This window comes from Reichenbachiella ulvae (genome assembly GCF_025833875.1).
In the GTDB taxonomy this organism is placed as follows: Bacteria; Bacteroidota; Bacteroidia; order Cytophagales; family Cyclobacteriaceae; genus Reichenbachiella; species Reichenbachiella ulvae.
The window spans coordinates 592,028-616,326 of sequence record NZ_JAOYOD010000001.1; the positions used below are offsets into that span (position 1 = coordinate 592,028).

A 24,299-nucleotide genomic window follows, 5' to 3' on the forward strand; every position below is an offset into this window, starting at 1 on the left:
AAAAAGTTCTACTTTTTATGCGTATTAAGGTTAAAAGGTAACCCGGCCCAATTTGATCTAATTCTACTAGAGAATCCCCATTATATGTATAATGTATACTATTCACATGGCTAAAATAAGCATTGTGTACTATTTTGATATGAAATATGACAAATAGAAGTTGCTTTTTCGATGAATTTACGGTATTTACGTACCAATTAGGGGATATGCGTAATGAACAAAATAAGTAGTTTATTTTGCCATAAAAATAGCTCCTCCACTCTCATTTTGGCTGTCCGAACAGTTCATGATATAGTAGTATGTGCCATTGGGCAGTTCTCCGCCACCTACTTTCGTACCATCCCAAACGCAATCGTTCAGACTCGTGTCTGGAGAGAATTTGATGTCGCGAATTTTACGTCCTTTGGCGTCAAAAATAGTAACTGTACAGTCTGTTCCACTCACATTGGAGATTTGCCAGCAGTCGTTGATTCCGTCTCCATTAGGAGTGAAACTCTTGTCTGCTTTTACGCCAGGTATGACTAAAGTCACTGAGTCTCTGGTATAGCAACCTAAGATGTCTATACCTTCTACCGCTACTAAAGTCCGTGCGTTTCTTGGGGTTACAGTTACATCATTGGCAAGTGGATTGTCAATCAACTCTGCAGGTATCCATCCTGGATCGATTGCGTCAGTAGACAATCCAACACTGAATTGATCATCATTTAGGTTGATTATTTTACCCAAATCTGGATCAGTTTCTATGGTGTTAGAACCTGTAGGAGTGATACTAACCCCGCCTGATGTGTAATTAGATACCATCACAGGGTTGGCATCAAATGAGCATTCTAGATCATCTACCAGGCCAACAGTTACTTCAGATTCTGTACTAACTTGTACTGAAGGATTTGACCCGAGTACTGTTCCTCCAATGGTTCTCCATTCATAAGATTGATAGTCGCCTTCTACTCTAATGATCAGGCTGTTCTCCTCACACTTCTCAAAGTTGGAAGGATCTGAATTGTTGGATATAATTAAATCCAGAGCAGTCCCGCTAGGGGTGGCTGTAATGTCAATGGTTTGGGTTACGGGTGTGTAAGTACAGTTTTCTACTCCGTCATAGCTGGCCGTCACTGACACGTCATATGTCCCACTGGCACTGTGTGCATAGCTGATGGCTTGCCCTATCTGTGTAGCGCTTCCATCCGCAAAATCCCAGGTGTAAATGATGTCAAATCCGCCTTCTGCAGTAGCATTAGCTGAATAGTCTATTTCTGCTCCTTCACAAAGCGTATTTGTGGAAGTAGTAATTGTAGGAGTAGGAGGTGTGACGGTTTCTAAAGTAAGCGCATCGCTGGTATAGCTACATCCGCTTCCTGATATAGTCACGGAATAGTTACCTGCAACTGACGCTAACAATTCGTCTGGATTGGTTTCTGGAGTACTGAAACTTGCTCCATCCAATTTCCAATCATAGGTGTAACCTGGAAATGAAGTGGTGGATAATGCGAGTGTAGTTCCATCACAAAAAAGGTTGGGTAATGGATTCTTAACTGATACTGTAGGCAAGGCTACCACGGACAGCGATACAGGATCTGAGGTTTTACCACACCCAGAGCTACTTGATATAGTAGTCAATTGATATTCGCCAGAGCTGTTGATATTAATGTCAGCCACCACAATTCCCGTTTGGGTACTAGCAGATAATTCAAAACCATTAGGGCCAGTCAGGATGAATTCCGAGCTGGGGTCTGCTGTGATGTTTACTGCTACTGTAGCGCCTTTACAATAAGGTGAAGTCCCTACAAATGAGAAAGAAGGCTTTGCATAAGTCCCAGCGACTGCATTTACCGTGGTAGCGTCAGAAGGAGTGCTACACCCATCGCCTATTTCGACCGTATAGTTGCCTGGTGCTGCATCACTGACTGTCAAGGTGGAGCCAGTTTCACCAGCTAACACGCCTCCATTTCTTTTCCAAACCAAAGGCAGGCCTGTTTTGGACGCTTCTAAAATCACAGATTCACCAGTACACAATTCGGTGCTGCTAAGAGCGGTGATTTCTGGTGTATAACATATTTCGTTGAATTTAATTCCTAATTGACCGCTGACGTCTGCTGAAGATTTGTGCGTAAAGGCAAAATCTGCACGACCATCATTGTCAAAATCAGCTATTTTGATGTTTCTACTATTTTCTTGAATGGCAACAGTGGCTAGATCAAAATTGTTAAGTGACCCATCTCCTGGATTTAACAAAACGTAGAAATTAGTGGCGCCACCGATAGAACCTATTGCTATATCCAAATCACCATCTCCGTCTACATCCCCAAGATCCAGACCCCAGGTTCTCTCAATATTTTGGATTAGAACAGTGGTTCCAAATGAAATACTGTTACCTACACCTGTGGTTGTATTTTTAGCGATTTCAGTCAAGTCAATGCTAATGTCGCCATTCGTTAATACTATATCCTTAAAACCGTCATTGTCTAAATCACCAGTTTTTAAGGCTCTGATATTGGATTGAGTCTCAAAGTATTGTGGTGTAGCGAAACTAATGCTGTTTGGTGCACTATTGTTTTGAATAACGTAGAAGCCCTGATTACTTTGATTGGAAACAATGATTTCTGGGAATCCATCATTATTTAAGTCAGAAACATCTAGTCCGCCAAGACCTGCAGTTCCTGAATTTTCGGTCGCATTGATGGTTTGTACAGATCCGAAACTAATCGTACCCACGGTACTGTTGTTTTCGAAATAGTAAATGATATTCTCGTTATCGGCAATCGTGACAAGCTCAGGTTTGCCATCAAGATCCAAATCGTTTAAAGCTACTCTATTGGGTTTATGTGATTCAGTAGACACCTCTAGGCTGATTTCTTCAGCAAAAACGATGTTATCAGCAGCTCCGCTTACACCAGTATTGTTTTTAAATACATATAAAAAGGAGGTGGCGTCATTCGTGTTTTCAGTACTAGCGATTTCAGGATATCCATCTCCATCCATATCTCCACAAGTGATATTACTCAATGGTTGAACTGTAGACAGGGTAGAAATGCTGAAACTGGCATTAGCACTTCCTGTTCCACTACTTGTATTTGTAAATACAGTGACCAATGAAGATCCTGCATTAGAAATCATCACATCCATGTCTCCGTCTTGATCCAGATCGCAAGTACATAAATCCTGACTTTGATTGGCTCCACTTTCGAAGGTCCTTAAAGCACCTAATGAAGTCGATAGGGAAGAACTGGACTGACTCGTCCCATCAAATGTAGGAATAAATTTCTCGCTTGAATAGGCGATGAGACCGGTACTGGTATCAATGACCGAAACGTGATCAAAAGTAGCACCATATGGTACTGTAGTTTCAATCAATGACGCAGTGGCGTTGATATCAGTCGCGATAGCACCTCCAAAAAACACCGCTACATTGGTGGTAGGGAGATTGCTGCCAATTATACTTACTTTTTCTCCAGCTGCCGCAGAACCTGGACTCACGCTGTTGATGTAAGGTGTTTGAGCCAAAAGCGAATGACTCATGATGATAGCTACTAGTAGGGTTAGGCTTTTGCTATTATATATAATGTGTCTCAGCATGACTTCTTATTCCAAAATGTTCAAAATGTAAACGTGGTCCAGGTTGTGTCTCGCACTCCATACAGCTTGCTCTTCTTCAGCTTGCCTCATGGTAGCCCCTTTGTGTACTACTACAACGTATTGTTTCATAGAACTGACATAAGCCACTATTGCTCCATGATATCCCATTTGGAAAATCTCGTCACTGTAATCTTCTGCAGATTGGAAGTCATCAAACTCACCTGCCACTACGTGGTGACCAGGAGGTAATTCCAAAATATGTCTACCCATGCGGTGGGTGTTTTCGGGAAGCGCCACTTCTGGAGGTGTATTGGTCAATGCATCCGTCCATTTCACGATAGAAGCTTTGGTGCTATCCATATGAGTTTGAATATAAGTTGTGCCGATTTCCCATTCGCCTTCTGTATTGGTTCTGGTTTTTATCGGTATGCTCATATCGATTTGTTCGTTTACGACTTCCTTCTCTTCTACAGGAGTCGTATTGGCCACTACCGCAGTTTCTTCGACTACAGGATCCGGAGTAACTGGTGTCTCTTTTGGTTCTGGGGTGGTCTGAGCCGTTTGCTGCTCTTTCTGCTGTTGTGCTCTTTGTTCAGCCAATTGCTGTCTTCGGGCTTCCGAACGCATTTCTTGTTCTCTGGTTTTTTTGAAATTTTGGATAAAAGAAAGACCTTGCTTTTGCTTTTTCTTTTTGTCTCCCACATTGATTCCAAGACTGACCTCTAAAGTTCCAGATGAATATCCTTCTAGCTCAGTGTTGCCATATTCATATGAAAAACCAATGGCATATCTCTCCTGAATTTTGATTCCAAAAAGTGCTGCCATGCTCAAATCTTCTCTGTAGCTAAGTCCGGCCCAGACGATGTGTCCGAGGTGCGCCATGACTGCTGCTTCGTATTGTGGCATATTTACCAGAGAGAACCTATATATAAGGTGTGGTTCGATGGCCAATGACTTATTCAGCAGGAACCTGTAGTTGGCATTGATCATGATGTTTTCCCAAGGCTTTAATTGCACCGAACTAAAAGCATCTGGACTCACTACATCTCTGCCGATCAGATTAGGTATTGAGAGCCCAACGTTAAAATCCCTAAAATAGTAGGAGAGTCCAACGTCAGCGGTAACGTAAGAGGTATTAGTTCCGGTTAGCGCCAAAAGAGTCGGGTCATTGCCCGCTTCGATATCGTAACCAGAATAGCCACCTCCTACAGATAGTCCGAATCTAATGTAGGATCTGTTTCTTCTGTCCAATTCCATTAAATACCCGCCTGTGATTTTGGCACCCGAAGAGTTGATGGCATCTACATTGTCATTGTAGGCAAAGGCACCGATGGAAAAGTTGGATTCTAAAGGAGTGTGGAAACTCACATGTGAATTCATAGGGGCGCCTTCCAGACCGATCCATTGCTGGCGATGTACACCATATATAGTGGTATAGCCAGCCGAACCTGCATAGGCAGAGTTGAGTACATAGGGGTTCATGAAAAACTGACTATATACTCTTTGATCTTGTGCATAGAGGTTAGAAGCTGAGGCTAACCAAAGCAGTAAGAGTGGGAATGTTATTTTCTTCATACAAAACACCTGTTTATAAAAACGAAGGACTATTAGGTGGTTCATCATTTTTACAAAATCTTTTCAAAACTAATCGAAAAATACCAAAGTAAAGAATATGCTTCCTGCTTGGATGCATCGAAAAGATTCGAAAATTTGCTTAATATTACAAAATTGCAGCATAGTTATGAAGTATGAGTTATTATATATTTTTTTGTACTTTACTTTGAAATGTATTCAGCACTAGTGGAATGAAAGAGAAACTGTTGGTAATTGTATGTGTTATGTTGTGTAGCGGGGCAGTCCATGCACAGTTTTGGTTTGGACCTAAAGTAGGGGGGCAGTTGTTGATGCCCAGGTATGATCATGAGGCCAGAGTAGATAGTTTTAAAACCACCTCAAAAGTCAATTGGCATGCAGGTCTTGCTTTTGATTATTCGACTAAGACCAACTTTGAAGTGCATACAGAACTTGTGTACATGCGAGTAAATAATAGGAGTAGAAGTACTGATGCCTATGAAACTCCTTTAAATGAAGGAGGTTTAGGAGGTCAGTTCGTAGATAGTAAAACGGTCAATCATTTTATTTCGGCTCCAATGATGGCTAGAATGCTCTTCTTTAAAAATAGTAGCATCATGTTGATGGCGCAGGCAGGACCAAGGCTGAGTTACTGGCTGGGAGGTTCTGGAGTTTTAGTGTCGGATGAACTGAAAAGCTTTGGAGAAGAGCAAATCAAGTATAAAATCATGTTTAAGGATATCACACAGGAAGAACTTGAGAATACCAATTTCCCTGATAAACATGTGATTACTAAGCCCAATAGATTACAATATGCTATAGATTTTGGATTTGGAGGAGTGATTCAGTTTTCGCCATCCAGTAGACTCATAGCTGATGTGAAATACAGTTGGGGACATTCGTTCATGTCATTTAATGATGGAAATAAATTGAATGACGCCTTGTTGTACAGTGAGGATATGGAGTATAATACCAATATGCTTGTTATATCATTCGCCTATATGTACGGCTATGATGTCAAACTGAGTAAGAAAGGAAAGAGTACCAATAAATTGGGTAAGAAAAAGAAGAGAACCAAGAGGTATTAATCATTGCTTTCTCATAGGTAGCAGATGTTCATCGGCTATACTTCTTAGAAATGTTTTGTTTGTACTAATATTTGGGTCACTGTAGATATAGGCTGAAAGGTCAGCTATTACTCCAGGCTTATATCCAAGTTTAATCGCTATTCTTTCGCAAAAATCGATCTCAGACTGAAATACCTTCCCATCTACTTTCATTAATTGAACAATGTTGAATAGGTATTCGAATTTTTCTTCAGGAGTGAGAGATCTTAACTCTGCAATTGGCAGAGGGTTGTCAATAATGGTCTCTATCTCGTCTTCGTTGAGCCCGTTTAAGGAACCAATGTAGTGAATCATCTTAGCTTCAGGCTCAGCTATAAAATTATCTACCTTGGATAATCTGACCAGTAAGCTTAGGTGTTCTCTGACGTCTGACATTGGTTTTGGTTTTGGTAACGGCTGTATTTTAAATCTTATCTATTACAATTTCATAAAATTGTATCAAAAATCAAATTAAAACGATTAGACCAATACTATATAGCTTTGTCCGGTATTTGTTTGACTTCAAATAAAAATAACAATGAATGTTTTGGAAATTGAGTCAGCTACAATATAATTGCACCTGTGAAATTGAATAACAAAAATACAAATTGGTGGTGGATCATTTCTAATCAGAAGTGAACCCGGCATTCTTGTATTCGATGATATAACATTAGCCCTGACGTTCACAGTCAGGGCTTTTTTTTTGCCAAATTTTCAAATGAAAGAAGTAAAGATTTATTCTAAGACCAAAGAAATACTCGGAGACCTGATAACCCCGGTGAGTATTTACCTAAAAGTGCGCGAGAAGCATCCCAACTCTTTCTTGCTGGAGAGTTCAGATTACCATGCCAAGGAAGGCAGTATCTCCTATATTGGGTTTCAGCCTGTGGCCGAATTTCGGGTAGAGGAGGAGTATCTGTTCACCCAGTTTCCAGAGGAAGATGTGATTTCACAGCCCATCAGCAATGTGGACTTGAGATCTCATTTTGTGGAATTTGCAAGCTGCTTTAAACCGCAGGATGAAAAACAGTATTACACCAAGTCGGGCCTTTTTGGGTTTACGAGTTACGAGACTGTGCAGCTTTTTGAGGATATCAAGTTTGATAGTGACAAGCCCAAAAACTTCAAAGTGCCATTGATGCAGTATTTCTGTTTCAAATATGTGATTGCCTTTGACCACTTTCGAAACAAAATATTCATAACCGAGAATAGCGGGGACCCTGTCCTGGATTACTCAGGTATTGAAATGGTGGAAGATATGATTTTTGCCTCAGGGACTCCTCAGTATGATTTCTCCTCGCATGGAGACATCGTATCTGATATGACTGATGCAGAATTTAAAGAGAATGTTTTGAAGGCCATCGATCATTGTCAGTTGGGGGATACCTTTCAAATGGTACTGTCAAGGAGCTTTCATACAAGCTATGAAGGTGACGATTTTTTCTTGTATCGTGCGCTTCGCAGTGTCAACCCATCTCCATACCTGTTCTATTTTGATTATGGATCATTTAGGATTTTTGGCTCTTCACCCGAAGCACAATTAGAGGTGAATGATCGTCAGGCAGCGATTTATCCAATTGCAGGGACCTATCGTAGAACAGGCGACGATGAAAAGGATGCCGTGGCAGCCAAGGAACTGGCAGAGGACGAGAAGGAAACTTCAGAGCACGTGATGCTGGTAGATTTAGCGAGAAACGACTTAAGTATCTCGGGTAGTGAAGTGACTGTAGAGAAGTTTAAGGAGATCCAATTTTTCTCTCATGTGATTCATTTGGTGTCCAAGGTGACTTCCAAAATGATCCCAGGTAAGTCCGCTATTGATCTAGCAGCGGATACTTTTCCTGCTGGTACGTTATCAGGTGCGCCTAAGCATAGAGCCATGGGACTAATTGATGCCTATGAAAAGACGGCCAGAGGATACTATGGAGGTATGATTGGGTTGATGGACTTTTATGGCAATTTCAATCATGCCATTTTGATTCGGTCTTTTCTGAGTCAGGACAATAAACTGCATTTTAGAGCTGGAGCAGGGGTAGTGGCCAAATCTAACCCTGATAGCGAAGTGCAGGAAGTTTATAACAAGATTGGCGCTTTGAAAACTGCCATCGAGAAAGCAAATTCTATGAATCTAGCCCAAAGAGCAATCCAATGAAAACATTAGTATTAGATAATTACGATTCCTTCACATATAACCTGGTTCATATCATTCGTGAGCTGGAAGGAGATGAAAATCTGGAAGTACATAGAAATGACCAGATTAAATTAGAAGAAGTGGCCAAATATGACCGTATTCTGCTTTCTCCAGGGCCTGGACTACCAAAGGATAGTGGTATTTTGATGGACACGATCAAGACTTATGCTCCTGATAAAAACATTCTAGGGGTGTGCCTGGGACATCAGGCGATTGCTGAGTCGTTTGGCGGCACTTTGTACAACTTGCCCAACGTACTACATGGTATTGCGACCAATGTCAATGTAAAAGTGAAAGACATATTGTTCGGAGATATTCCTGAGCAGTTCAAAATCTGCCGCTATCATAGCTGGGCCGTTGACCCTAAGAAGCAGGGAGATATAGAAGTGACTGCAGTCGACGATGAGGGTGAAATAATGGCCCTGAAGCACAAAGAGTATGATGTGAGAGGGGTACAGTTTCATCCCGAGTCTATATTGACCGAGCATGGGATCAAAATGATGGAAAACTGGATCAAATTGTAAGGACTTAATCCTAAACCTATGAAAGAGATTTTACAAAGATTGAGTGCGAGCGAAGTGCTCAGTAGAGAGGAGGCTCGGGAAGCCTTGAAGGAAATGGCACAAGGAAACAGTAACACGAGTGAAATGGCTGCTTTCTTAATGGCTTACCTGATGAGAGGGATTCAGGCACATGAGTTGGCTGGCTTCAAAGATGCCATGCTGGATTTGTGTAGAGCCATTGATTTGAGTGCCTATGATGCCATAGATATGTGTGGTACGGGTGGTGATGGCAAAGATACTTTCAATATTTCTACTACGGCTTCTTTTGTAGTAGCTGGTGCGGGTCAAAAGGTGGCCAAGCATGGTAATAATGGAGTGTCCTCAAGTTGTGGGTCCTCTAACCTATTGCAGCATTTGGGCTATCAGTTCCCATCAGAAGAGGCTGTGCTACAGGAAACGATCGAGAAGGCGGGTATTTGCTTTTTGCATGCACCCTTGTTTCATCCTGCGATGAAAAATGTGGCTCCAGTGCGTAAGGAGCTTGGATTAAAGACCTTTTTCAACATGTTAGGGCCTTTGGTAAATCCCAGTAGGCCTGCTAAGCAGTTGATGGGCGTCTATAGCCTGGAAGTAGCTGAGCTCTACCAGGAATTGCATCAGCAAGAGGGTAAAGCCTGTGCCATCGTTCATGCTCTGGATGGTTATGATGAGATTTCTCTCACAGGAGATTTTAAAGTCTACAGCAAAGATGATGTGGTGACTTATTCACCAGATCAGATTGGGTTGAGTGTCATTAAACCAGAACAAATCCATGGTGGAAGCACTGTAGAGGATTCTGCAGCCATTTTTCAAAGAGTATTGAAAGGGGAAGGCACAGAGGCGCAGACTCAAGTTGTGCTAGCCAATGCTGGTTTGGCGCTGTATATGAGTCAGGATTTGGCTGATATTCAGGAAGGGATAGCAAAAGCCAAGGAGTCGATTGAGTCTGGTTCGGCTTACAATTGTTTGGTTGAGTTTTTAGCAGTAGGAAAATGAATGTATTAGATAAAATAGTAGCGGAAAAGCGCAAGGAAATCGAAGCGCAAAAGGCTTTGAATAGCATAGATCAGTTGACCAAAATGGAGGGCTTTAGCAGAAAGGGATTTTCCACTGCCGATAGAATGAAGTCCTCAGTTTTGCCTGCGATTATTTCTGAATTCAAGCGTCAGTCACCATCTAAGGGTATCATCAATGATAAGGTAGATGTGGTGAAAGTGACTCAAGGCTATTGTGAGGCTGGTGCTTCTGCGGTATCTATTTTGACTGACGAGCCGTTTTTTGGTGGTACCATCGAGGATTTGCAGCGTGCCAGGCCACATGTGAGTTGCCCGATTCTAAGAAAGGATTTTATCATCGATGAGTATCAGATATATAAAACCAAGGCTATAGGAGCGGATTTGATGCTCTTGATTGCTGCGATTTTGACCAAAGAGGAGATTAAAAGGTTTACTTCTTTGGCGCATGAGCTTGGATTGGAGGTACTGTTAGAGATTCATAATCAAGAGGAATTTGAGCAGGCTTATATTCCGGAGGTGGATATTTTGGGCGTGAATAACCGCGATTTGAAGCGATTTAAAACTACTATTCAGAACTCAATTGATCTATCTGAAATTCTGCCAAAAGAGCAACTGAAAATCTCTGAAAGTGGAATCTCAACTACTCAAGATATGGCTGATTTGACAGCAGCAGGATACAAGGGCTTTTTGATCGGAGAGCAGTTTATGAAACATGCTGATCCAGCTGCTGAGCTCAAGAAGTTCATGAAAGAAGAGCTGGTCTGATGGAAATAAAAGTCTGCGGGATTCGAAATATGTCCAATTTGAATGAGCTCGCTCAATCAGATATAGACTATATCGGGTTTATTTTTTACGAAAGGTCAAAGCGCTATTTTCTTGCCGGAGATATAGATGAATCAACTATGAAGGCTCTTGGGAAAAAGAAGGTGGGCGTATTTGTCAATGAAAAAGTGCAGAAGATAAAAAGACTGGCCGAGCAGTTTGATTTGGATGTATTGCAGTTGCACGGTGAAGAGTCCGTGAAGGAATGTGAAGAACTTAAAGCGGCAGGTTATCAGGTTTGGAAGGCTTTTCCAGTTCTGGATACCCTTCCCGATATACAAGGCTATGAGCAAGCTGTGGATGCTTATCTATTCGATACCAAAGGTAAGGAGCACGGTGGAAATGGGGTGCAGTTTGATTGGTCAGCCTTGAGTGAATATGAGAAGGAATTGCCCTTTGTGTTGAGTGGAGGGATAGGTCCAAATGATGTGAGCAAGGTTAAGGGTTTTCATCATAAGGCATTACAAGTATTGGATATCAACAGTCGATTCGAAGTGGAGCCAGGGCTCAAAGATGTATCGGCGATTAAAACATTTATTTCTGAATTAAAGAATCAAGACTAAACATGAAGACAAGTTTAAGACCTGATGAAAGAGGTTACTATGGCAGCTTCGGAGGGGCGTTTATCCCTGAAATGATGCAAGCCAATGTAGCTGAATTGCAGGAAAAATTCGAACAGATAGTAGCGACAGAAGAGTTCAAAAAGGAGTTTGATACTTTACTAAAAGATTACGTAGGGAGACCGAGTCCTTTGTATTTGGCCACTCGTTTGTCAGAGAAATATCAAACGAATGTATACCTGAAAAGGGAAGATCTAAACCATACCGGGGCACATAAAATCAATAACTCTCTAGGACAAATTATCCTTGCGAAAAAGCTCGGGAAAAAGAAGATTATCGCCGAGACTGGAGCGGGGCAGCATGGAGTTGCAACCGCTACTGCATGCGCCTTGATGGGGATCGAATGTGTGGTCTTTATGGGGGAGTTGGATGTCAAAAGGCAAGCCCCAAATGTGGGTCGAATGAAGATGCTGGGAGCCGAAGTTGTTCCTGTATCATCTGGGTCAAAAACGCTCAAAGATGCGACCAATGAAGCGATGAGATATTGGATCGCAAACCCCTTCGATACACACTACATTATTGGGTCTGTAGTAGGGCCACATCCCTATCCGGATATGGTGGCTAAATTCCAGTCTGTGATCTCAGAAGAGATCAGGAAACAGCTGCTAGAAAAGACAGGTTCAGAGTTGCCAGATACGGTCATTGCCTGTGTCGGAGGAGGGAGTAATGCAACAGGTGCTTTCTATCATTTTCTGGAAGAAGAATCAGTCGAACTGATCGCTGCAGAGGCAGCAGGAAAAGGGCTTGAATCTGGTTTTACAGCTGCGGCTACCTTCAAGGGTGTGAGTGGAATTTTACATGGTAGCAAGACCTTGTTTATGCAGACGGAAGATGGTCAGGTGGTAGAGCCGCATTCGATTTCAGCTGGTCTTGATTATCCAGGTATTGGCCCGGCTTTGGCTCATTGGTTTGAAACAGGCCGAGTCAAATATGAGGCAGTCACTGATGAAGATGCTATGAAGGCGGGATTAGAATTGTGCAAATTGGAAGGGATTATACCTGCTGTAGAATCCTCACATGCACTAGCTGTTTTGGAGAAAATAAAGTTTGGTAAAGACCAGCATGTAGTAGTGAATCTGTCTGGAAGGGGAGATAAAGATCTTGAGACATATTTGAGCTACTTGTAAAACGGAGAAGAAAATAAGATGACTAATAGAATCAATCAAGTACTAGAACAAAAGGAAAATATACTGTCTATTTATTTCACGGCTGGGTATCCAAAATTGGATGATACCGTGAAAGTGATGGAAGCCTTGGAACAGAATGGTGCGGATATGTTAGAGGTAGGAGTGCCCTTCTCTGACCCGATCGCTGATGGCCCTACCATCCAACATAGCAATACAGTCGCGTTGGAAAATGGGATGTCTGTCAAGTTGCTTTTTGAGCAGCTGAAGGATATAAGGAAATCTGTTTCCATCCCTTTAATAATGATGAGTTCTTTGAATCCGATTTTGCAGTTTGGGGTTGAGCAGTTTTGCGCTAAGTGTAAGGAGATCGATGTGGATGGATTGATCATTCCAGACCTGCCTGTGGAGGAATATATCAGTGAGTACAAGGAGGTGATGGAGCGTTATAATTTGAAGAACGTGATATTGATTACACCCTCTTCTACTGATGCCCGAATCAGGTTGGTGGATGAACATACGGATAGCTTTATCTACATGGTTTCCTCAGCTGCAACGACCGGGGTGAATAAGAATTTCAGTTCGGACTTTGATGCTTTCGCGCAACGTCTGAAGGCAATGAAATTGAAGAATCCATTGATTACAGGATTTGGGATCAAAGACAAAGAATCATTTGATCAGGTGACACGATTCTCAAGAGGGGGGATCATAGGGAGTGCTTTTGTGAAGGCCGTGGCAGAAGGCGAAGATGCGGCTGCCTCTACAGCTAATTTTATGAAACAATTTGGTCGTTTTTAAGTTTTAGTCTGGGCTAAAAAATGGAGTTTAAAATATTTTTATTCAGATGGTTATGATGTTGCATCATGTTTGAAGGTTTAATGTTTAGTAAATTTAGTGTTAGACTCCTTTTTTTGTTTTTAGAAAGAGAATTTATTGGTGGTTAGAAGGGGGGTTTTCGGAGATGGTAGCTTTGTTAGCTTCCGGTTTTAAGCGAAATCTCTGTGGAATCTTAAATAAGAATATTTTAGAAAGTCAGTTCACTTTCAACAATGTCAAGTCGATTTTGGTTTGATGATTTTTGAAGGATGAGCTGACTTTTTTTGTGAGTATTATTCTGAGGTTGAGTTGATATGCTAGACTCATAACTGAGTATTTTGGATGAGTATGAATAGCTGGCTTTTTGGTGTTAAAAGTCTGTTAGAGTTTCTAAAGCCAATCTAGGTTTTTGGGCTTGAGAGTTGAAGTGGTGAAAAGCAGAGTGCTAGCTAATAAAACTAAGAGTTGATTGTTCTGATTTATGATTCTCCTGGGAAGAGAGTTGTAGCAGCGTGTCGTTGTGATTGACTGTTCTGTCGCTAGATTTATTAAAGTTGAAATGCACTTGTAAAAGCCATGGTGAGATTAAGTTTTTTACTGTCGTGTTAATTGCTTAGAACTTACCCTTCTTGAGGAGTTTGGATAGATGTTTTTTGTAATTGATGTTGACCCAATATTCAGTGGGGTTTGTATGAGTTATCGAAATGTTATAATAGGCATAGGTTAATTTGTTGTTTTGTATTATTATAATTTAGCGTTGTTTCTTTTCTTGCATGCCTTGTCTTCTTTTTACGTTTTTTGATTCCTTTTCAATTTTGACTTATTCTATACAGTTGTCTTTATGGTTGAACTCACGTTGAATCTTGAAGGGGTCTGTTCAGAGCTTGGTTTTCGTGAGCATTTTATTGGTTTTGTATCTGATTAACTTGTTACTTTCTCATGTGTTTTTTGTAGTGATCCTTATATTGGTAAAGTACAATGTTTGAAGGGTCTATAATGGTGAAAGTTAGGAGCGAATTTGATGGGTTTTCTGCTGTCGGGCAATCCCTTTAGACGAGTTGATTTTTTCTAATCGAACCTAGATCAGTTGTTGTTTTTTCAAGTGTACAAATGATTTGTCATCAAAGTAATTTTTACTTGCTACATGCCTTTCTAAGTCTCAAATTCTTATTGACATATTTTCTTGCTATTTTGGCGGTCGAATTAAATAATTATACCCAACAATTATAGATTATGAGTGACATCAGTCAAAAGGAAATTTTCGGTCATCCAAGAGGATTAGCAGTTCTGTTTTTTACAGAAATGTGGGAGAGGTTTAGTTACTATGGTATGCGCGGTTTGCTGGTGCTTTATCTGGTCGATGATATTGCAAATGGAGGTTTTGGCTGGAGTCAGGTTGAGGCTCTTTCTCTCTATGGAACATATACAATGATGGTCTATATCATGGGGATACCTGGAGGGGTTCTGGCTGATAAATTTGTAGGTCAAAAGAAGGCCGTTATGATAGGGGGTGGACTGCTTGTTTTGGGTCATGGGATTATGGCCTTGCCCGGGGAGTTGATGTTCTACATTGCCATCACTTTGATCGTCCTTGGAGTGGGTGCATTGAAGGCCAATATTTCTACCATGGTTGGTCAGCTTTATCGACAGGGTGACCCTCGTAGAGACAAAGGTTTTACTATCTTCTATATGGGGATTAATCTGGGGTCTGCTTTGTCCTCTTTGATCGTAGGTTATATTGGTCAGGTTTACGGTTGGCACTGGGGATTTGGTCTTGCTGGAATTGGTATGTTGTTCGGTCAGCTGCAATTTGTTTTCGGTGGTAAGTATCTTCAGGGGATTGGCGAATTGAAGAAAGAATTGCCAAAAGAAGAGGTCTTACCTGATAGCCGCATTCATATCAATCGTTTAAAACAAAATCCAATGTCGCTGGTTGTCGTAGTAATTGCTGCTTTGGTTGGTGCTTACGTTTTTGTTGAGGTGAGCTATTTGTTTGGAATTCTACTTATGATATCTTCTTTGTTCATAGGTTTTGGTATCAATATTTATAAGTACGAATTGGATTCGATCGAAAGAGATCGAGTGATTGTATTATTGATTTCTTTTTTGATGGTGATTGCCTTCTTCGGTGCTTTCGAGCAGGCAGGTGGATTGATGAATCTATACACAGATCAAAAAACCGATAAAAGTGTATTTGGTTGGTTTGAAATGACCGCTGCTCAATTCCAATTCTTTAATCCAGGTTTTATTCTCATGTTTGGTTTGCCAGTGGCTGCCTTCTGGGGTTGGATGACTCAGAAAGGAAAGGAAGATTCGGCACTTTTTAAAATGGCTACAGGTAATATTATCATGGGGCTTGGTTTTGTATTGATGGTTGGTGCAACTATTCAATTTGCTGGAGGGGAACTCGCTAGTATGTGGTGGGTGGTAGGAGCCTATCTTTTGCATACGATCGGGGAACTATGTTTATCTCCAGTTTCTCTTTCGTTTACCACTAAGCTCGCTCCTGCGAGATATGGGTCAATCATGATGGGACTCTATTTCGCCATGACAGGTTTTGGGAATAAGGTAGCAGGGCTATTAGGTGAATCTGCATCCGAACTTGGTGAATACGCTGTATTTGCTGGAATTGGTGGTTTCTCCGTAGGGTTTGGCTTGCTGCTGATTGTATTCTTGAAAAAACTCAAAAAATTGACACATGGAGCAGAAGACAATATACATGATTAAAGTATTAATTATTAAAGTTGAAGTTGTGTTTAATAAGTAGATTCATAAATTTGTTCTGAAAACAAACCAATTGTTTAAACATAAATAAAAATCCATCATGAAGAAGTTATTATTAGTGGGGCTTTTCGCTTTTGCATTTGCAGGGGCTCAAGCTCAAGAATTAGGTATCAGATCTGGTGTTAGTGCAGGGAACAATGTAGCGGTTGACGCTTTGTTGTCTGTGGGAGAGTTTAGTCGAATACATGCTAATGCCTCAGTAGGTGGAGGAATTGGAGTGGATGTACTTTGGGATTTCTTTTATCGTCCTTTTGATATCAGTGGAGAAAATGGATTTGGTTGGTACATGGGGGTAGGACCTTCTATGTATGCAGGTAGAAGATATGGACATTGGGGAAATGATCCTTTACTAACTGATAATGTTTTTTTATTGGGAGCCAGTTTTGAGATTGGAATAGATTATCACTTTGATTTTCCATTAGCACTAGCGGTTGATTATCGTCCAACATTTTGGATTGTAGAAGAAACTCATTTTGGAGCAGGTGGTTTTGGCGTAATGGCCAGATATTGCTTCGGTAAATAATCTGCATAAGAATTTGAACAAAAAAGCCTGATTGGATCTCCAGTCAGGCTTTTTTTATGAGATGGAAGAAACCACTAATCCAAATGGTAGATTTCCATGATGTGCTCTAAAGTTTTCTCAAAATCAATTTTCAAATCAATGAGTTTACCTGAATGGATGTCGAAAACCCACCCATGTACAGTTAGGCCTCTATCTCTATAAGCTCTTTGAACTTCTGCAGTTTTGATCACATTGATGCACTGCTCCTGAACATTTAACTCAACCAAACGATTGTACCTTTGATCTTCGTCTTTGATATCATTCAATTCTTCTTTATGAATTCTGTATACATCTCTAATGTTTCTCAACCATGGGTTCAGAATGCCTAGGTCTTGAGACTGCATGGCTGCCTTAACACCCCCGCAGAAATAGTGACCGCAGACTACCACATGATTTACTTTCAAATGTAAAACTGCATAGTCAATTACAGACATGGCGCTTAGGTCTGTATTTGGTACCATGTTGGCGATGTTTCTATGCACAAAAGCCTCTCCTGGTGAAATGCCCATTAATTCTTCTGCTGTAACCCTACTATCAGAACACCCGATATAGAGAATTTCAGGGGATTGTCCTTTAGATAAGTTGTTGAAGTAGTTTGAATCAACATTCAATTTTTCTTCTACCCAACTTTTGTTGTTTTTAAATATTTTTTCTAATTCCATTACAATTTGATTTTCCGTTTTTAGTCATTCGATCAAGAAGGAATCACCAAGATAGTTTAAAATAACGTTTACTTGATTTCAGATCAGTGCTTCTTGCATTCTAATTTTTCAGTGCTTTCTGTTTTGAGTTGAAAAATTAATGGATCAATACCCAATTGCGAAATTAAGAAGGATCAAATGCTGCCAGATACCGAATTAGCCTGGTTGTTGTATCCGTATTTGTTGGGATAGAAGGGAATGGTCGTCGAAAGCTGCATAAGTGAATGCGATTATTTACCTTCAAGCCTGTATAAAAACTATCACTATGACCAAACAAAGTTCATTCCTGAAACATATGACCAGTACCGCTCCCGGTTCTTTGATTTTCGTTGGGGAACAAAAAATGGAACATCCAGTCATTCGACTGATGCAGTATGACGAAAGTGAATGCACCGAAAAATCAGTGGCCGAGGTAGATCAGGTTTTTGATTATTTGGATCAGGGCAAAAAGTGTTGGGTGAATATCGACGGGCTACATGATGCGAGCGTGGTAGAAAATATCGGAGAGAGATTGAACCTCGACTCGCTGATGCTGGAAGATATCCTGGATACCTCCCAGAGACCCAAATGCGAAGTGTACAATGGTCATTTGTATATTGTGCTGAGGATGATTCGCTATGATGCAGTGAAGGATGTGACTACTTCGGAGCAGTTTAGTATGGTTTTGGGTGAGAACTATCTTTTTACTTTTCAAGAAGTCGAAGGGGATGTGCTGGACTCGGTCAGAGACAGAATCAGACAGCAAAAAACCCGAATTAAGAATCGCAGTATAGATTATTTGGCTTATGCATTGATAGACGCTATTGTGGATAATTATATTTATTCCATTGAGCAGTTTGGGGTGAGAATAGAGGATATAGATCAGAAGGTAATTATGAATCCTAAAAAAGATATCCTGGAGCAGATCAACTACTACAAACGTCAGGTCAATTATCTAAGGAAAGTGATCCGACCCGTTAGGGCCGCCGTTTTTCAGTTCGATAAATCGGAGTTTATCGAAAAGTCTAACAAGCATTTCTTAAAGGACCTTCACGACCATGTGACCATTGCTACAGAAGCCATCGAGACTTATCGTGAGTTGCTCAACGAGCAATTGAGCGTCTACCATACCAATATGTCCAATAAGCTGAATGAAATCATTCGATTGTTGACGATCTATTCGGTCATTTTTAGTCCTTTGACTTTTTTGGTTGGCGTCTATGGTATGAACTTCAGGTATTTTCCAGAATTAGATTTCAAATATGCCTACCCGATATTTTGGGTAGTGATGCTGGGGATTTCAGGTACTATGGTTTTTTATTTTAAAAAGAAAAGGTGGTTATAACCTCTGCTTGTAATTGCAAAAGGTTTAAGTTGTATTATTGCTAACTACACGCCTGACTGAATTCGATAAATATGAAAGTATTGAATAGATATTTTAATAGAAAAAAGACGCCCAAATCTGATTCGTCTAAGCCCAAAGAGGGCAAAGAGATATTAGAGGAGCAGATTGATATGAGCATGAAAGAGTTCAATCGTTCGAATTTGGGCCTTTTTATGTCAGCTTTTACTGCGGGTCTGGAGATTGGTTTTAGTGTCCTATTCATGGGGACAATATTTACCATGTTTGGTGAGCAGTTGAGTCCTGAGGTGATGAAGCTACTGATGGCTCTGTGCTATCCGATTGGTTTTATTTTTGTGATCATAGGACGCTCAGAGCTTTTTACAGAGCATACCTCATTAGCCATTCTGCCTGCGCTGAATGGGTCGGTCAGGTTTCGCAATATTTTAGTGTTATGGGCCCTGGTATATTCCGGTAATCTGATTGGGGGATATATCTTTAGTCTTTTGATTTCTAAAATTGGTCCAGTGGTGGGCTTTATTAAGCCATCTACTTTTCATCATTTGGCCGAAGAACTGGTTGATTACAATTGGGATACCATTTTACTCAGTGCGCTTCTGGCGGGTTGGATGATGGGGCTTTTGGGTTGGTTGGTCACTTCCTCCCAAGATACTATCAGCCGTATTTTGGTCATTTCATTGGTCACCTTCATTATCGGTGTGGCAGGACTGCATCACTGCATTGTTGGCTCTATCGAAGTATTTACTGGTGTGCTTAGCAGTTCTGAGATCACATTTGATGACTATCTGAAGTTTCAATTCTGGGCCACAGTGGGGAATGCCGTTGGGGGCAGTGTCTTTGTGGCCATTCTGAAATTCAGTCATGTGAGGTTCAAATGAGTAGGTGATCATAGCTGGAATTGATAGTACGGCAGATTAGTACTACCTTTAAGCCTATGCGCGCACTGATAGTAGATGACGAAGAGGATATAGGTTTGATGGTGAGTCGATTTCTGGAAAAGGAAGGGCTAGAGGTAGACTATGCGGACCGAGTAGTCAAAGCACGGGATTTGATTCAATCGTCTGAATACGAGATTTTTTTTCTAGACCTTAATCTGCCAGATGGTACGGGCTTTGATTTGATGGCTGATATTCGAGATCACTCAGCTGATGCCAGAGTGGTGATCATCAGTGCATACGATGGCGTGTTTGAAAACCGAAAGGCCAAGGAATTGTCGATCAATCACTTTATCAAGAAACCTTTTACCAAAAAGCAGGTATTAGAAGTAATACCTTCGTAACGCTAAGATTTCAACTCTATGAGCAAAATTCTGATTGTAGATGATGAGGCAGACATTTGTCTTCTACTCAAGAAGTTTTTTACTAAGAATGGATATGAGGCACAGACCGCATCGGATGGGGAAGAAGCCATTTCTTTTCTGAAATCCAATCCAGTGGATCTGGTGATTTGTGATTTTAAACTTCCAGACTACAATGGACTTGAGATTTTGCAAAAGATCAAGATCATCAACTCTAAGATTCAAGTGATCATGATTACGGGTTACTCTGATGTCAGAATTGCCGTTGATGCTTTGAAGAAAGGTGCCTATGACTATGTAACCAAGCCCTTGTATCCAGAAGAGATTTTACTGACTGTGAAGAATGCCTTGGCTGCAGAGCCTAAGCAGGTGGTTTCTACTGCCAATCAGAAACAAAAACAACGAACGCCAAGGTCTAAAAAGAATGCGCAGGCTGATTATATAGTTGGGAATTCTCCTCAGGCGCTCAACGTGCAGAAGCATATAGAGCTGATTGCTCCGACAGATATGTCGGTAATTATTTTGGGAGAAACAGGGACAGGAAAGGAATATGTAGCCAAGTCCATTCATCGATTGAGTAAGCGAAAGGATCAGGCATTTGTCGCATTGGACTGTGGAGCACTACCTGAAGAGTTAGCCGCCAGTGAACTTTTTGGACATATCAAGGGATCCTTTACGGGAGCCATAGATGACAAGGAGGGGTGTTTCGAAAGAGCCAATGGTGGTACCTTGTTTTTGGATGAGCTGGGAAATTTGAGCTATGAAAATCAGATCAAATTACTTAGGGTTTTACAGGAGAGATATGTGCGAAGAGTGGGAGGAGCTAAGGATCTTCCTGTAGATGTGAGAGTGATCGTAGCGACCAATGAGGACCTAAAAGAGGCAGTTAGAGAAGGAGAGTTTAGGGAGGACCTTTTTCATAGAGTGAATGAATTCAGTATTGAATTGGCGCCATTGAGGGAACGCGGAGAAGATATCATACTTTTTGCTGAGCAGTTTTTGAACAAGGCCAATGAGCAACTTGACAAATCAGTTGAAGGCTTTGATGACAAGGCATTGGCTATACTGAAAAGTCACCATTGGCATGGAAACTTGCGTGAGTTAGGTAATGTAGTGAAGAGGGCAGTTTTGCTTTGTCAGCATAAGTATATAGAAGATAGTTGTTTACCGACTGAACTGGTACATCCAGAAAATGAAGAACATTCTGAGATTGCTATTAATCTGAATGGGGGGATCCCTAGTAGCCTAAAAGCGGTCGTGGAGCAAGCAGAAAAAACAGCCATTCTGGAGGTTTTGAAAAAGACAAACAACAATAAATCTAAAACTGCAGAGCTACTGGAAGTGGACAGAAAAACACTGTATAACAAGATTGCTCAGTACGATATCGACCTTTGATTATTTGGCCAGAGTAAATCGGAAGGTGGACCCTTTTCCTTCACTAGATTCTAATTCGATTAGGCCATCCAATGATTCAACCAGTCTTTTTACGGTAGCCAACCCTACACCATTTCCTTTTTGACCATTTCGATCTGTGCTTTGCAGGGTTTGAAAGAGCTCGAATATTTTTGTTTTGGCCTTATCCGGGATTCCCGGTCCGTTGTCCTTCACTTCGAAGAGGTAGTGGTGATCCAGTTCTGATACCAAAATATCGATAATCGTTTCATCCTTGTCGCCATACTTGATGGCATTAGATATCAGGTTAATCAGGATTTGTTCGAGAGCAATTTTATTTACCCAGATTTCATCAAGGTCCGTTTTGTAATTTAATCTACATCCCTTCTGCTGAGAATATAACCCCAGAAAATCCTCTATGAAGGTTTTGAGCTGGATGGTTTCTTTTTCTTGTTTGATGTACTCCTCATGTCTGCTGTAGGAGAGTAGACCGTCTACCAGGTTTTTTAGATTACCACTGGACTTACCGATCATTTTGATGGTTTCAATGGCTGCTTTACTCATCCCTTCACTATGACTGGATAGCAAGTATTCTATCAATGCAGTGATGTTGTTGAGAGGTGATTTGATATCATGTGCTGCAATCATGGCGAACCGATCCAGCTGATGGTTTTTGTTTTCCAGAATCCCAATGGCTTGATTGAGATTCAAGTTCATTTTTCTCAACTTTAGCAGGTTTTCTACCTGGTGAGCCAATATTTTTAGGGATTGGATTTGTTGAGGGCTTAGGGTTTTGGTTTCAGAATCAATCACGCATAATGTACCGAGGGGTTGGTCTTCCTCTCCGTGAAGGGGGACTCCTGCATAAAAAACAATATATGGATCCGAAGTGACGAGCGGGTTGTCTTTGAAGTTGTCGTGGTTTCGAGCATCTGGCACGATGAAGATGTCTTTGTCTTCATCAATCGCATGACTACAAAAAGAAACGGTGCGTGGAGTCTGTGGAGCTTCCAATCCTACTTTTGATTTGAACCATTGGCGGTCGTCATCTACAAATGAGATCAAACTGATCGACGTGCCGCAGATTTGAGAAGCAAGCAAGGTCAATTCGTCAAAATCTGGGTCGGAAGGGGTATCTAATATCGAATAAGACTTCAGTACATTCAGTCTTTTCTTTTCTGCGTCTCTCTTCTCCAGTTCTGTCATTCTATCGTCAGCTTTGTTAAATCTACTCATTTACTTTCGATGTACGAAGCTTGATTTGCTTATAGTTTTATAAATTTTCAACTTACGGTAATTCACTTCATTTATGATCAAAAGATTTCACCCCAATCAAAAGAACAGTTCCGAAGACTTGCTGCGAAGTATTTTAGACAGTGCATTCAACGGTATTTTGTCTTTTCGATCAATCAGAGATGAGCAAAATCAAATCGTAGATTTACAGTGGATCTTTATCAATGATGTGGCAGAGGAAATAGTCGGGAGGCATTCGGATGAATTGCTAGGAGAGTCCTTGAAGGAAACTGTGCCATTTTTTGTTGAATCGGGAATGAATGTACGATTGATGGAGGTGGCTGATCATGGCACGAGTCTGAGCTTCGAACAGGTATATCCTGAGGCCCAGCATCTCAGGTGGTTTCAGATATCCGTGGTGCAACTAGGAGATGGCTGTACGGTGACGATGCAGGATATCACCCAGTTCAAGGAGGCTACCATGGAAGTGCAATCCAGAGAGAATAAGTATCAGCGATTGTTCGAAGAGTCCATCGATGGGATCTTCTTTGTGGATCATGATTTTTATTTTTTGGATGCCAATGAAGCTTTGATCAAGGGCTTTGGGTATACCCTGGAGGAGTTGAAACAGATGAGCTTTTCGCTGCTGTTTGAATCTTCGGAGGAATTTGAGAATTGGAGGGGGCAGCTGCAGTCTGTTGGGCGCAATGAGGAATTTGAAGTGACGCTGATCGATCGTGTACAGGGGATGAAATACTGCCTGGTCAATTGTGTGTCTATCTATGATGCTGACTCCAAACAGGACAACTACATCGGGGTGATCCGAGACATGACCAAACGGAAAAAAGCAGAGTTACAGTTACTACGTGCCGAAAAGCTCTCCATGACGGGAAAGCTGGCAAGAACCATCGCTCATGAGGTTCGGAACCCACTCACCAATCTCTCACTGGCGCTTGAACAACTCAAGGATGAAATCGACGAGCAGGTCGAAGATGCAGACTTGTATTTTACCATCATATCCAGAAACACGGAACGTATCGGCAAGCTTATTTCAGATCTCCTGAACTCTTCCAAGCCAAAAGAACTGCAGCTTGAGAAACAAGCCTTAAATCCTTTGGTGCGAGAGGCACTGGACCTGGTACGAGACCGACTTCATTTGCAAAGCATGTCGCTGGTGGAAGGCTATGCAGATGATCTACCGGACCTGTCTTTAGATACTGATCAGCTCAAGATCGCACTCACCAATCTATTTATCAATGCCATTGAGGCGATGAAAGAGGAGCAGGGCCAACTCAAAGTAGCCACCTATTGGTTTGAGGATAAAATCTGCCTGGAGATAGGGGACAATGGGCAAGGCATATCCAAAGTAGATCAGCATCAGCTATTCGAGCCTTTCTTTACAGGTAAGAAGGAGGGAACTGGGCTAGGTCTCACCACCGTCCAAAACATTGTGCATAGTCATCAGGGCAGTATCACTATGGATAGCGAATTGGGAGAGGGGACTACCTTTTACATCTACTTCGATCCCGAGTTGTAGAATTCTCTCTACAAACCGGCGCTGGCTTCCACAGTTTTGCTCCACATCACGGCTGTTTATTGGCTCCAA

20 protein-coding genes are annotated in these 24,299 nt (G+C 41.3%); 15 read left to right on the plus strand and 5 right to left on the minus strand.

Translation table 11 applies throughout. From position 1 onward, the window contains the following. Positions 1–231: 231 nt before the first annotated feature. Positions 232–3,573 (minus strand): FG-GAP-like repeat-containing protein, encoded by a 3,342-nt coding sequence (locus N7U62_RS02070; RefSeq protein ID WP_264136215.1) that lies wholly within the window; start codon positions 3,571–3,573, stop codon positions 232–234. A gap of 6 nt (positions 3,574–3,579) precedes the next feature. Next, complete coding sequence (locus N7U62_RS02075; RefSeq protein WP_264136216.1) at positions 3,580–5,148, minus strand: PorP/SprF family type IX secretion system membrane protein; 1,569 nt, start codon at positions 5,146–5,148, stop codon at positions 3,580–3,582. A gap of 230 nt (positions 5,149–5,378) precedes the next feature. On the opposite strand from N7U62_RS02075, the gene N7U62_RS02080 reads away from it, so the two are divergent. Further along, positions 5,379–6,233, plus strand: coding sequence for a hypothetical protein (locus N7U62_RS02080; protein WP_264136217.1), 855 nt, complete (start codon positions 5,379–5,381; stop codon positions 6,231–6,233). On the opposite strand, the gene N7U62_RS02085 is transcribed toward N7U62_RS02080, so the two are convergent. Beyond that, positions 6,234–6,647, minus strand: a complete 414-nt coding sequence (locus tag N7U62_RS02085) for a tellurite resistance TerB family protein (RefSeq protein WP_264136218.1) — start codon at positions 6,645–6,647, stop codon at positions 6,234–6,236. 322 nt (positions 6,648–6,969) lie between these two features. Here N7U62_RS02085 and N7U62_RS02090 point away from each other — a divergent pair, with 322 nt between their 5' ends. From N7U62_RS02090 to N7U62_RS02130, 9 genes are all read left to right on the plus strand, one after another. Further along, entirely contained in the window at positions 6,970–8,403 is a 1,434-nt protein-coding gene (locus tag N7U62_RS02090; protein WP_264136219.1) for an anthranilate synthase component I family protein, read from the plus strand. Next, the gene (locus N7U62_RS02095; protein ID WP_264136220.1) at positions 8,400–8,966 is read left to right on the plus strand and encodes an anthranilate synthase component II; all 567 of its coding nucleotides are present in this window, start codon (positions 8,400–8,402) and stop codon (positions 8,964–8,966) included. The genes N7U62_RS02090 and N7U62_RS02095 overlap by 4 nt, the downstream gene beginning before the upstream one ends. Before the next feature lie 18 nt (positions 8,967–8,984). Then, entirely contained in the window at positions 8,985–9,980 is a 996-nt protein-coding gene (gene trpD, locus N7U62_RS02100) for an anthranilate phosphoribosyltransferase (RefSeq protein ID WP_264136221.1), read from the plus strand. Then, a complete protein-coding gene (trpC, locus tag N7U62_RS02105; RefSeq protein WP_264136222.1) occupies positions 9,977–10,765 on the plus strand; it encodes an indole-3-glycerol phosphate synthase TrpC in 789 nt (262 codons plus the stop codon). The genes trpD and trpC overlap by 4 nt, the downstream gene beginning before the upstream one ends. Beyond that, complete coding sequence (locus N7U62_RS02110; protein WP_264136223.1) at positions 10,765–11,385, plus strand: phosphoribosylanthranilate isomerase; 621 nt, start codon at positions 10,765–10,767, stop codon at positions 11,383–11,385. Before trpC ends, N7U62_RS02110 begins: the two co-directional genes overlap by 1 nt. Positions 11,386–11,387: 2 nt before the next feature. Continuing rightward, complete coding sequence (gene trpB / locus N7U62_RS02115) at positions 11,388–12,569, plus strand: tryptophan synthase subunit beta (protein ID WP_264136224.1); 1,182 nt, start codon at positions 11,388–11,390, stop codon at positions 12,567–12,569. 18 nt (positions 12,570–12,587) lie between these two features. Continuing rightward, on the plus strand, positions 12,588–13,364 hold the full coding sequence (gene trpA / locus N7U62_RS02120; RefSeq protein WP_264136225.1) for a tryptophan synthase subunit alpha: 777 nt from the start codon (positions 12,588–12,590) through the stop codon (positions 13,362–13,364). Between the two features lie 1,251 nt (positions 13,365–14,615). Beyond that, on the plus strand, positions 14,616–16,109 hold the full coding sequence (locus N7U62_RS02125) for a peptide MFS transporter (RefSeq protein ID WP_264136226.1): 1,494 nt from the start codon (positions 14,616–14,618) through the stop codon (positions 16,107–16,109). A 97-nt stretch (positions 16,110–16,206) separates the two neighbouring features. Then, positions 16,207–16,689, plus strand: a complete 483-nt coding sequence (locus tag N7U62_RS02130) for an outer membrane insertion C- signal (RefSeq protein ID WP_264136227.1) — start codon at positions 16,207–16,209, stop codon at positions 16,687–16,689. 74 nt (positions 16,690–16,763) lie between these two features. On the opposite strand, the gene N7U62_RS02135 is transcribed toward N7U62_RS02130, so the two are convergent. Next, positions 16,764–17,390 (minus strand): carbonic anhydrase, encoded by a 627-nt coding sequence (locus tag N7U62_RS02135; RefSeq protein WP_264136228.1) that lies wholly within the window; start codon positions 17,388–17,390, stop codon positions 16,764–16,766. A gap of 304 nt (positions 17,391–17,694) precedes the next feature. On the opposite strand from N7U62_RS02135, the gene corA reads away from it, so the two are divergent. The 4 genes from corA to N7U62_RS02155 all read left to right on the plus strand — a co-directional run bounded on the left by corA (position 17,695) and on the right by N7U62_RS02155 (position 21,463). Continuing rightward, positions 17,695–18,753: a magnesium/cobalt transporter CorA gene (gene corA, locus N7U62_RS02140; protein ID WP_264136229.1), complete on the plus strand. Its 1,059-nt coding sequence runs from the start codon at positions 17,695–17,697 to the stop codon at positions 18,751–18,753. Positions 18,754–18,824: 71 nt separating this feature from the next. After that, positions 18,825–19,649 carry a formate/nitrite transporter family protein gene (locus tag N7U62_RS02145; RefSeq protein WP_264136230.1) on the plus strand — a complete coding sequence of 275 codons (825 nt, stop codon included), beginning with the start codon at positions 18,825–18,827 and terminating at the stop codon, positions 19,647–19,649. Positions 19,650–19,705: 56 nt separating this feature from the next. After that, complete coding sequence (locus N7U62_RS02150; RefSeq protein ID WP_264136231.1) at positions 19,706–20,050, plus strand: response regulator; 345 nt, start codon at positions 19,706–19,708, stop codon at positions 20,048–20,050. 18 nt (positions 20,051–20,068) lie between these two features. After that, positions 20,069–21,463 (plus strand): sigma-54-dependent transcriptional regulator, encoded by a 1,395-nt coding sequence (locus N7U62_RS02155; RefSeq protein WP_264136232.1) that lies wholly within the window; start codon positions 20,069–20,071, stop codon positions 21,461–21,463. On the opposite strand, the gene N7U62_RS02160 is transcribed toward N7U62_RS02155, so the two are convergent. Further along, positions 21,464–22,696 (minus strand): sensor histidine kinase, encoded by a 1,233-nt coding sequence (locus tag N7U62_RS02160; protein ID WP_264136233.1) that lies wholly within the window; start codon positions 22,694–22,696, stop codon positions 21,464–21,466. Between the two features lie 73 nt (positions 22,697–22,769). On the opposite strand from N7U62_RS02160, the gene N7U62_RS02165 reads away from it, so the two are divergent. Further along, positions 22,770–24,230: an ATP-binding protein gene (locus N7U62_RS02165; RefSeq protein WP_264136234.1), complete on the plus strand. Its 1,461-nt coding sequence runs from the start codon at positions 22,770–22,772 to the stop codon at positions 24,228–24,230. Positions 24,231–24,299 lie beyond the last annotated feature (69 nt).

Excerpts from the sequence above, each read along its gene's own strand:
- N7U62_RS02070 (WP_264136215.1), bottom strand. The coding sequence starts at position 3,573 with ATGCTGAGACACATTATATATAATAGCAAAAGCCTAACCCTACTAGTA.
- N7U62_RS02075 (WP_264136216.1), bottom strand. The coding sequence starts at position 5,148 with ATGAAGAAAATAACATTCCCACTCTTACTGCTTTGGTTAGCCTCAGCT.
- N7U62_RS02080 (WP_264136217.1), top strand. The coding sequence starts at position 5,379 with ATGAAAGAGAAACTGTTGGTAATTGTATGTGTTATGTTGTGTAGCGGG.
- N7U62_RS02085 (WP_264136218.1), bottom strand. The coding sequence starts at position 6,647 with ATGTCAGACGTCAGAGAACACCTAAGCTTACTGGTCAGATTATCCAAG.
- N7U62_RS02090 (WP_264136219.1), top strand. The coding sequence starts at position 6,970 with ATGAAAGAAGTAAAGATTTATTCTAAGACCAAAGAAATACTCGGAGAC.
- N7U62_RS02095 (WP_264136220.1), top strand. The coding sequence starts at position 8,400 with ATGAAAACATTAGTATTAGATAATTACGATTCCTTCACATATAACCTG.
- trpD (WP_264136221.1), top strand. The coding sequence starts at position 8,985 with ATGAAAGAGATTTTACAAAGATTGAGTGCGAGCGAAGTGCTCAGTAGA.
- trpC (WP_264136222.1), top strand. The coding sequence starts at position 9,977 with ATGAATGTATTAGATAAAATAGTAGCGGAAAAGCGCAAGGAAATCGAA.
- N7U62_RS02110 (WP_264136223.1), top strand. The coding sequence starts at position 10,765 with ATGGAAATAAAAGTCTGCGGGATTCGAAATATGTCCAATTTGAATGAG.
- trpB (WP_264136224.1), top strand. The coding sequence starts at position 11,388 with ATGAAGACAAGTTTAAGACCTGATGAAAGAGGTTACTATGGCAGCTTC.
- trpA (WP_264136225.1), top strand. The coding sequence starts at position 12,588 with ATGACTAATAGAATCAATCAAGTACTAGAACAAAAGGAAAATATACTG.
- N7U62_RS02125 (WP_264136226.1), top strand. The coding sequence starts at position 14,616 with ATGAGTGACATCAGTCAAAAGGAAATTTTCGGTCATCCAAGAGGATTA.
- N7U62_RS02130 (WP_264136227.1), top strand. The coding sequence starts at position 16,207 with ATGAAGAAGTTATTATTAGTGGGGCTTTTCGCTTTTGCATTTGCAGGG.
- N7U62_RS02135 (WP_264136228.1), bottom strand. The coding sequence starts at position 17,390 with ATGGAATTAGAAAAAATATTTAAAAACAACAAAAGTTGGGTAGAAGAA.
- corA (WP_264136229.1), top strand. The coding sequence starts at position 17,695 with ATGACCAAACAAAGTTCATTCCTGAAACATATGACCAGTACCGCTCCC.
- N7U62_RS02145 (WP_264136230.1), top strand. The coding sequence starts at position 18,825 with ATGAAAGTATTGAATAGATATTTTAATAGAAAAAAGACGCCCAAATCT.
- N7U62_RS02150 (WP_264136231.1), top strand. The coding sequence starts at position 19,706 with ATGCGCGCACTGATAGTAGATGACGAAGAGGATATAGGTTTGATGGTG.
- N7U62_RS02155 (WP_264136232.1), top strand. The coding sequence starts at position 20,069 with ATGAGCAAAATTCTGATTGTAGATGATGAGGCAGACATTTGTCTTCTA.
- N7U62_RS02160 (WP_264136233.1), bottom strand. The coding sequence starts at position 22,696 with ATGAGTAGATTTAACAAAGCTGACGATAGAATGACAGAACTGGAGAAG.
- N7U62_RS02165 (WP_264136234.1), top strand. The coding sequence starts at position 22,770 with ATGATCAAAAGATTTCACCCCAATCAAAAGAACAGTTCCGAAGACTTG.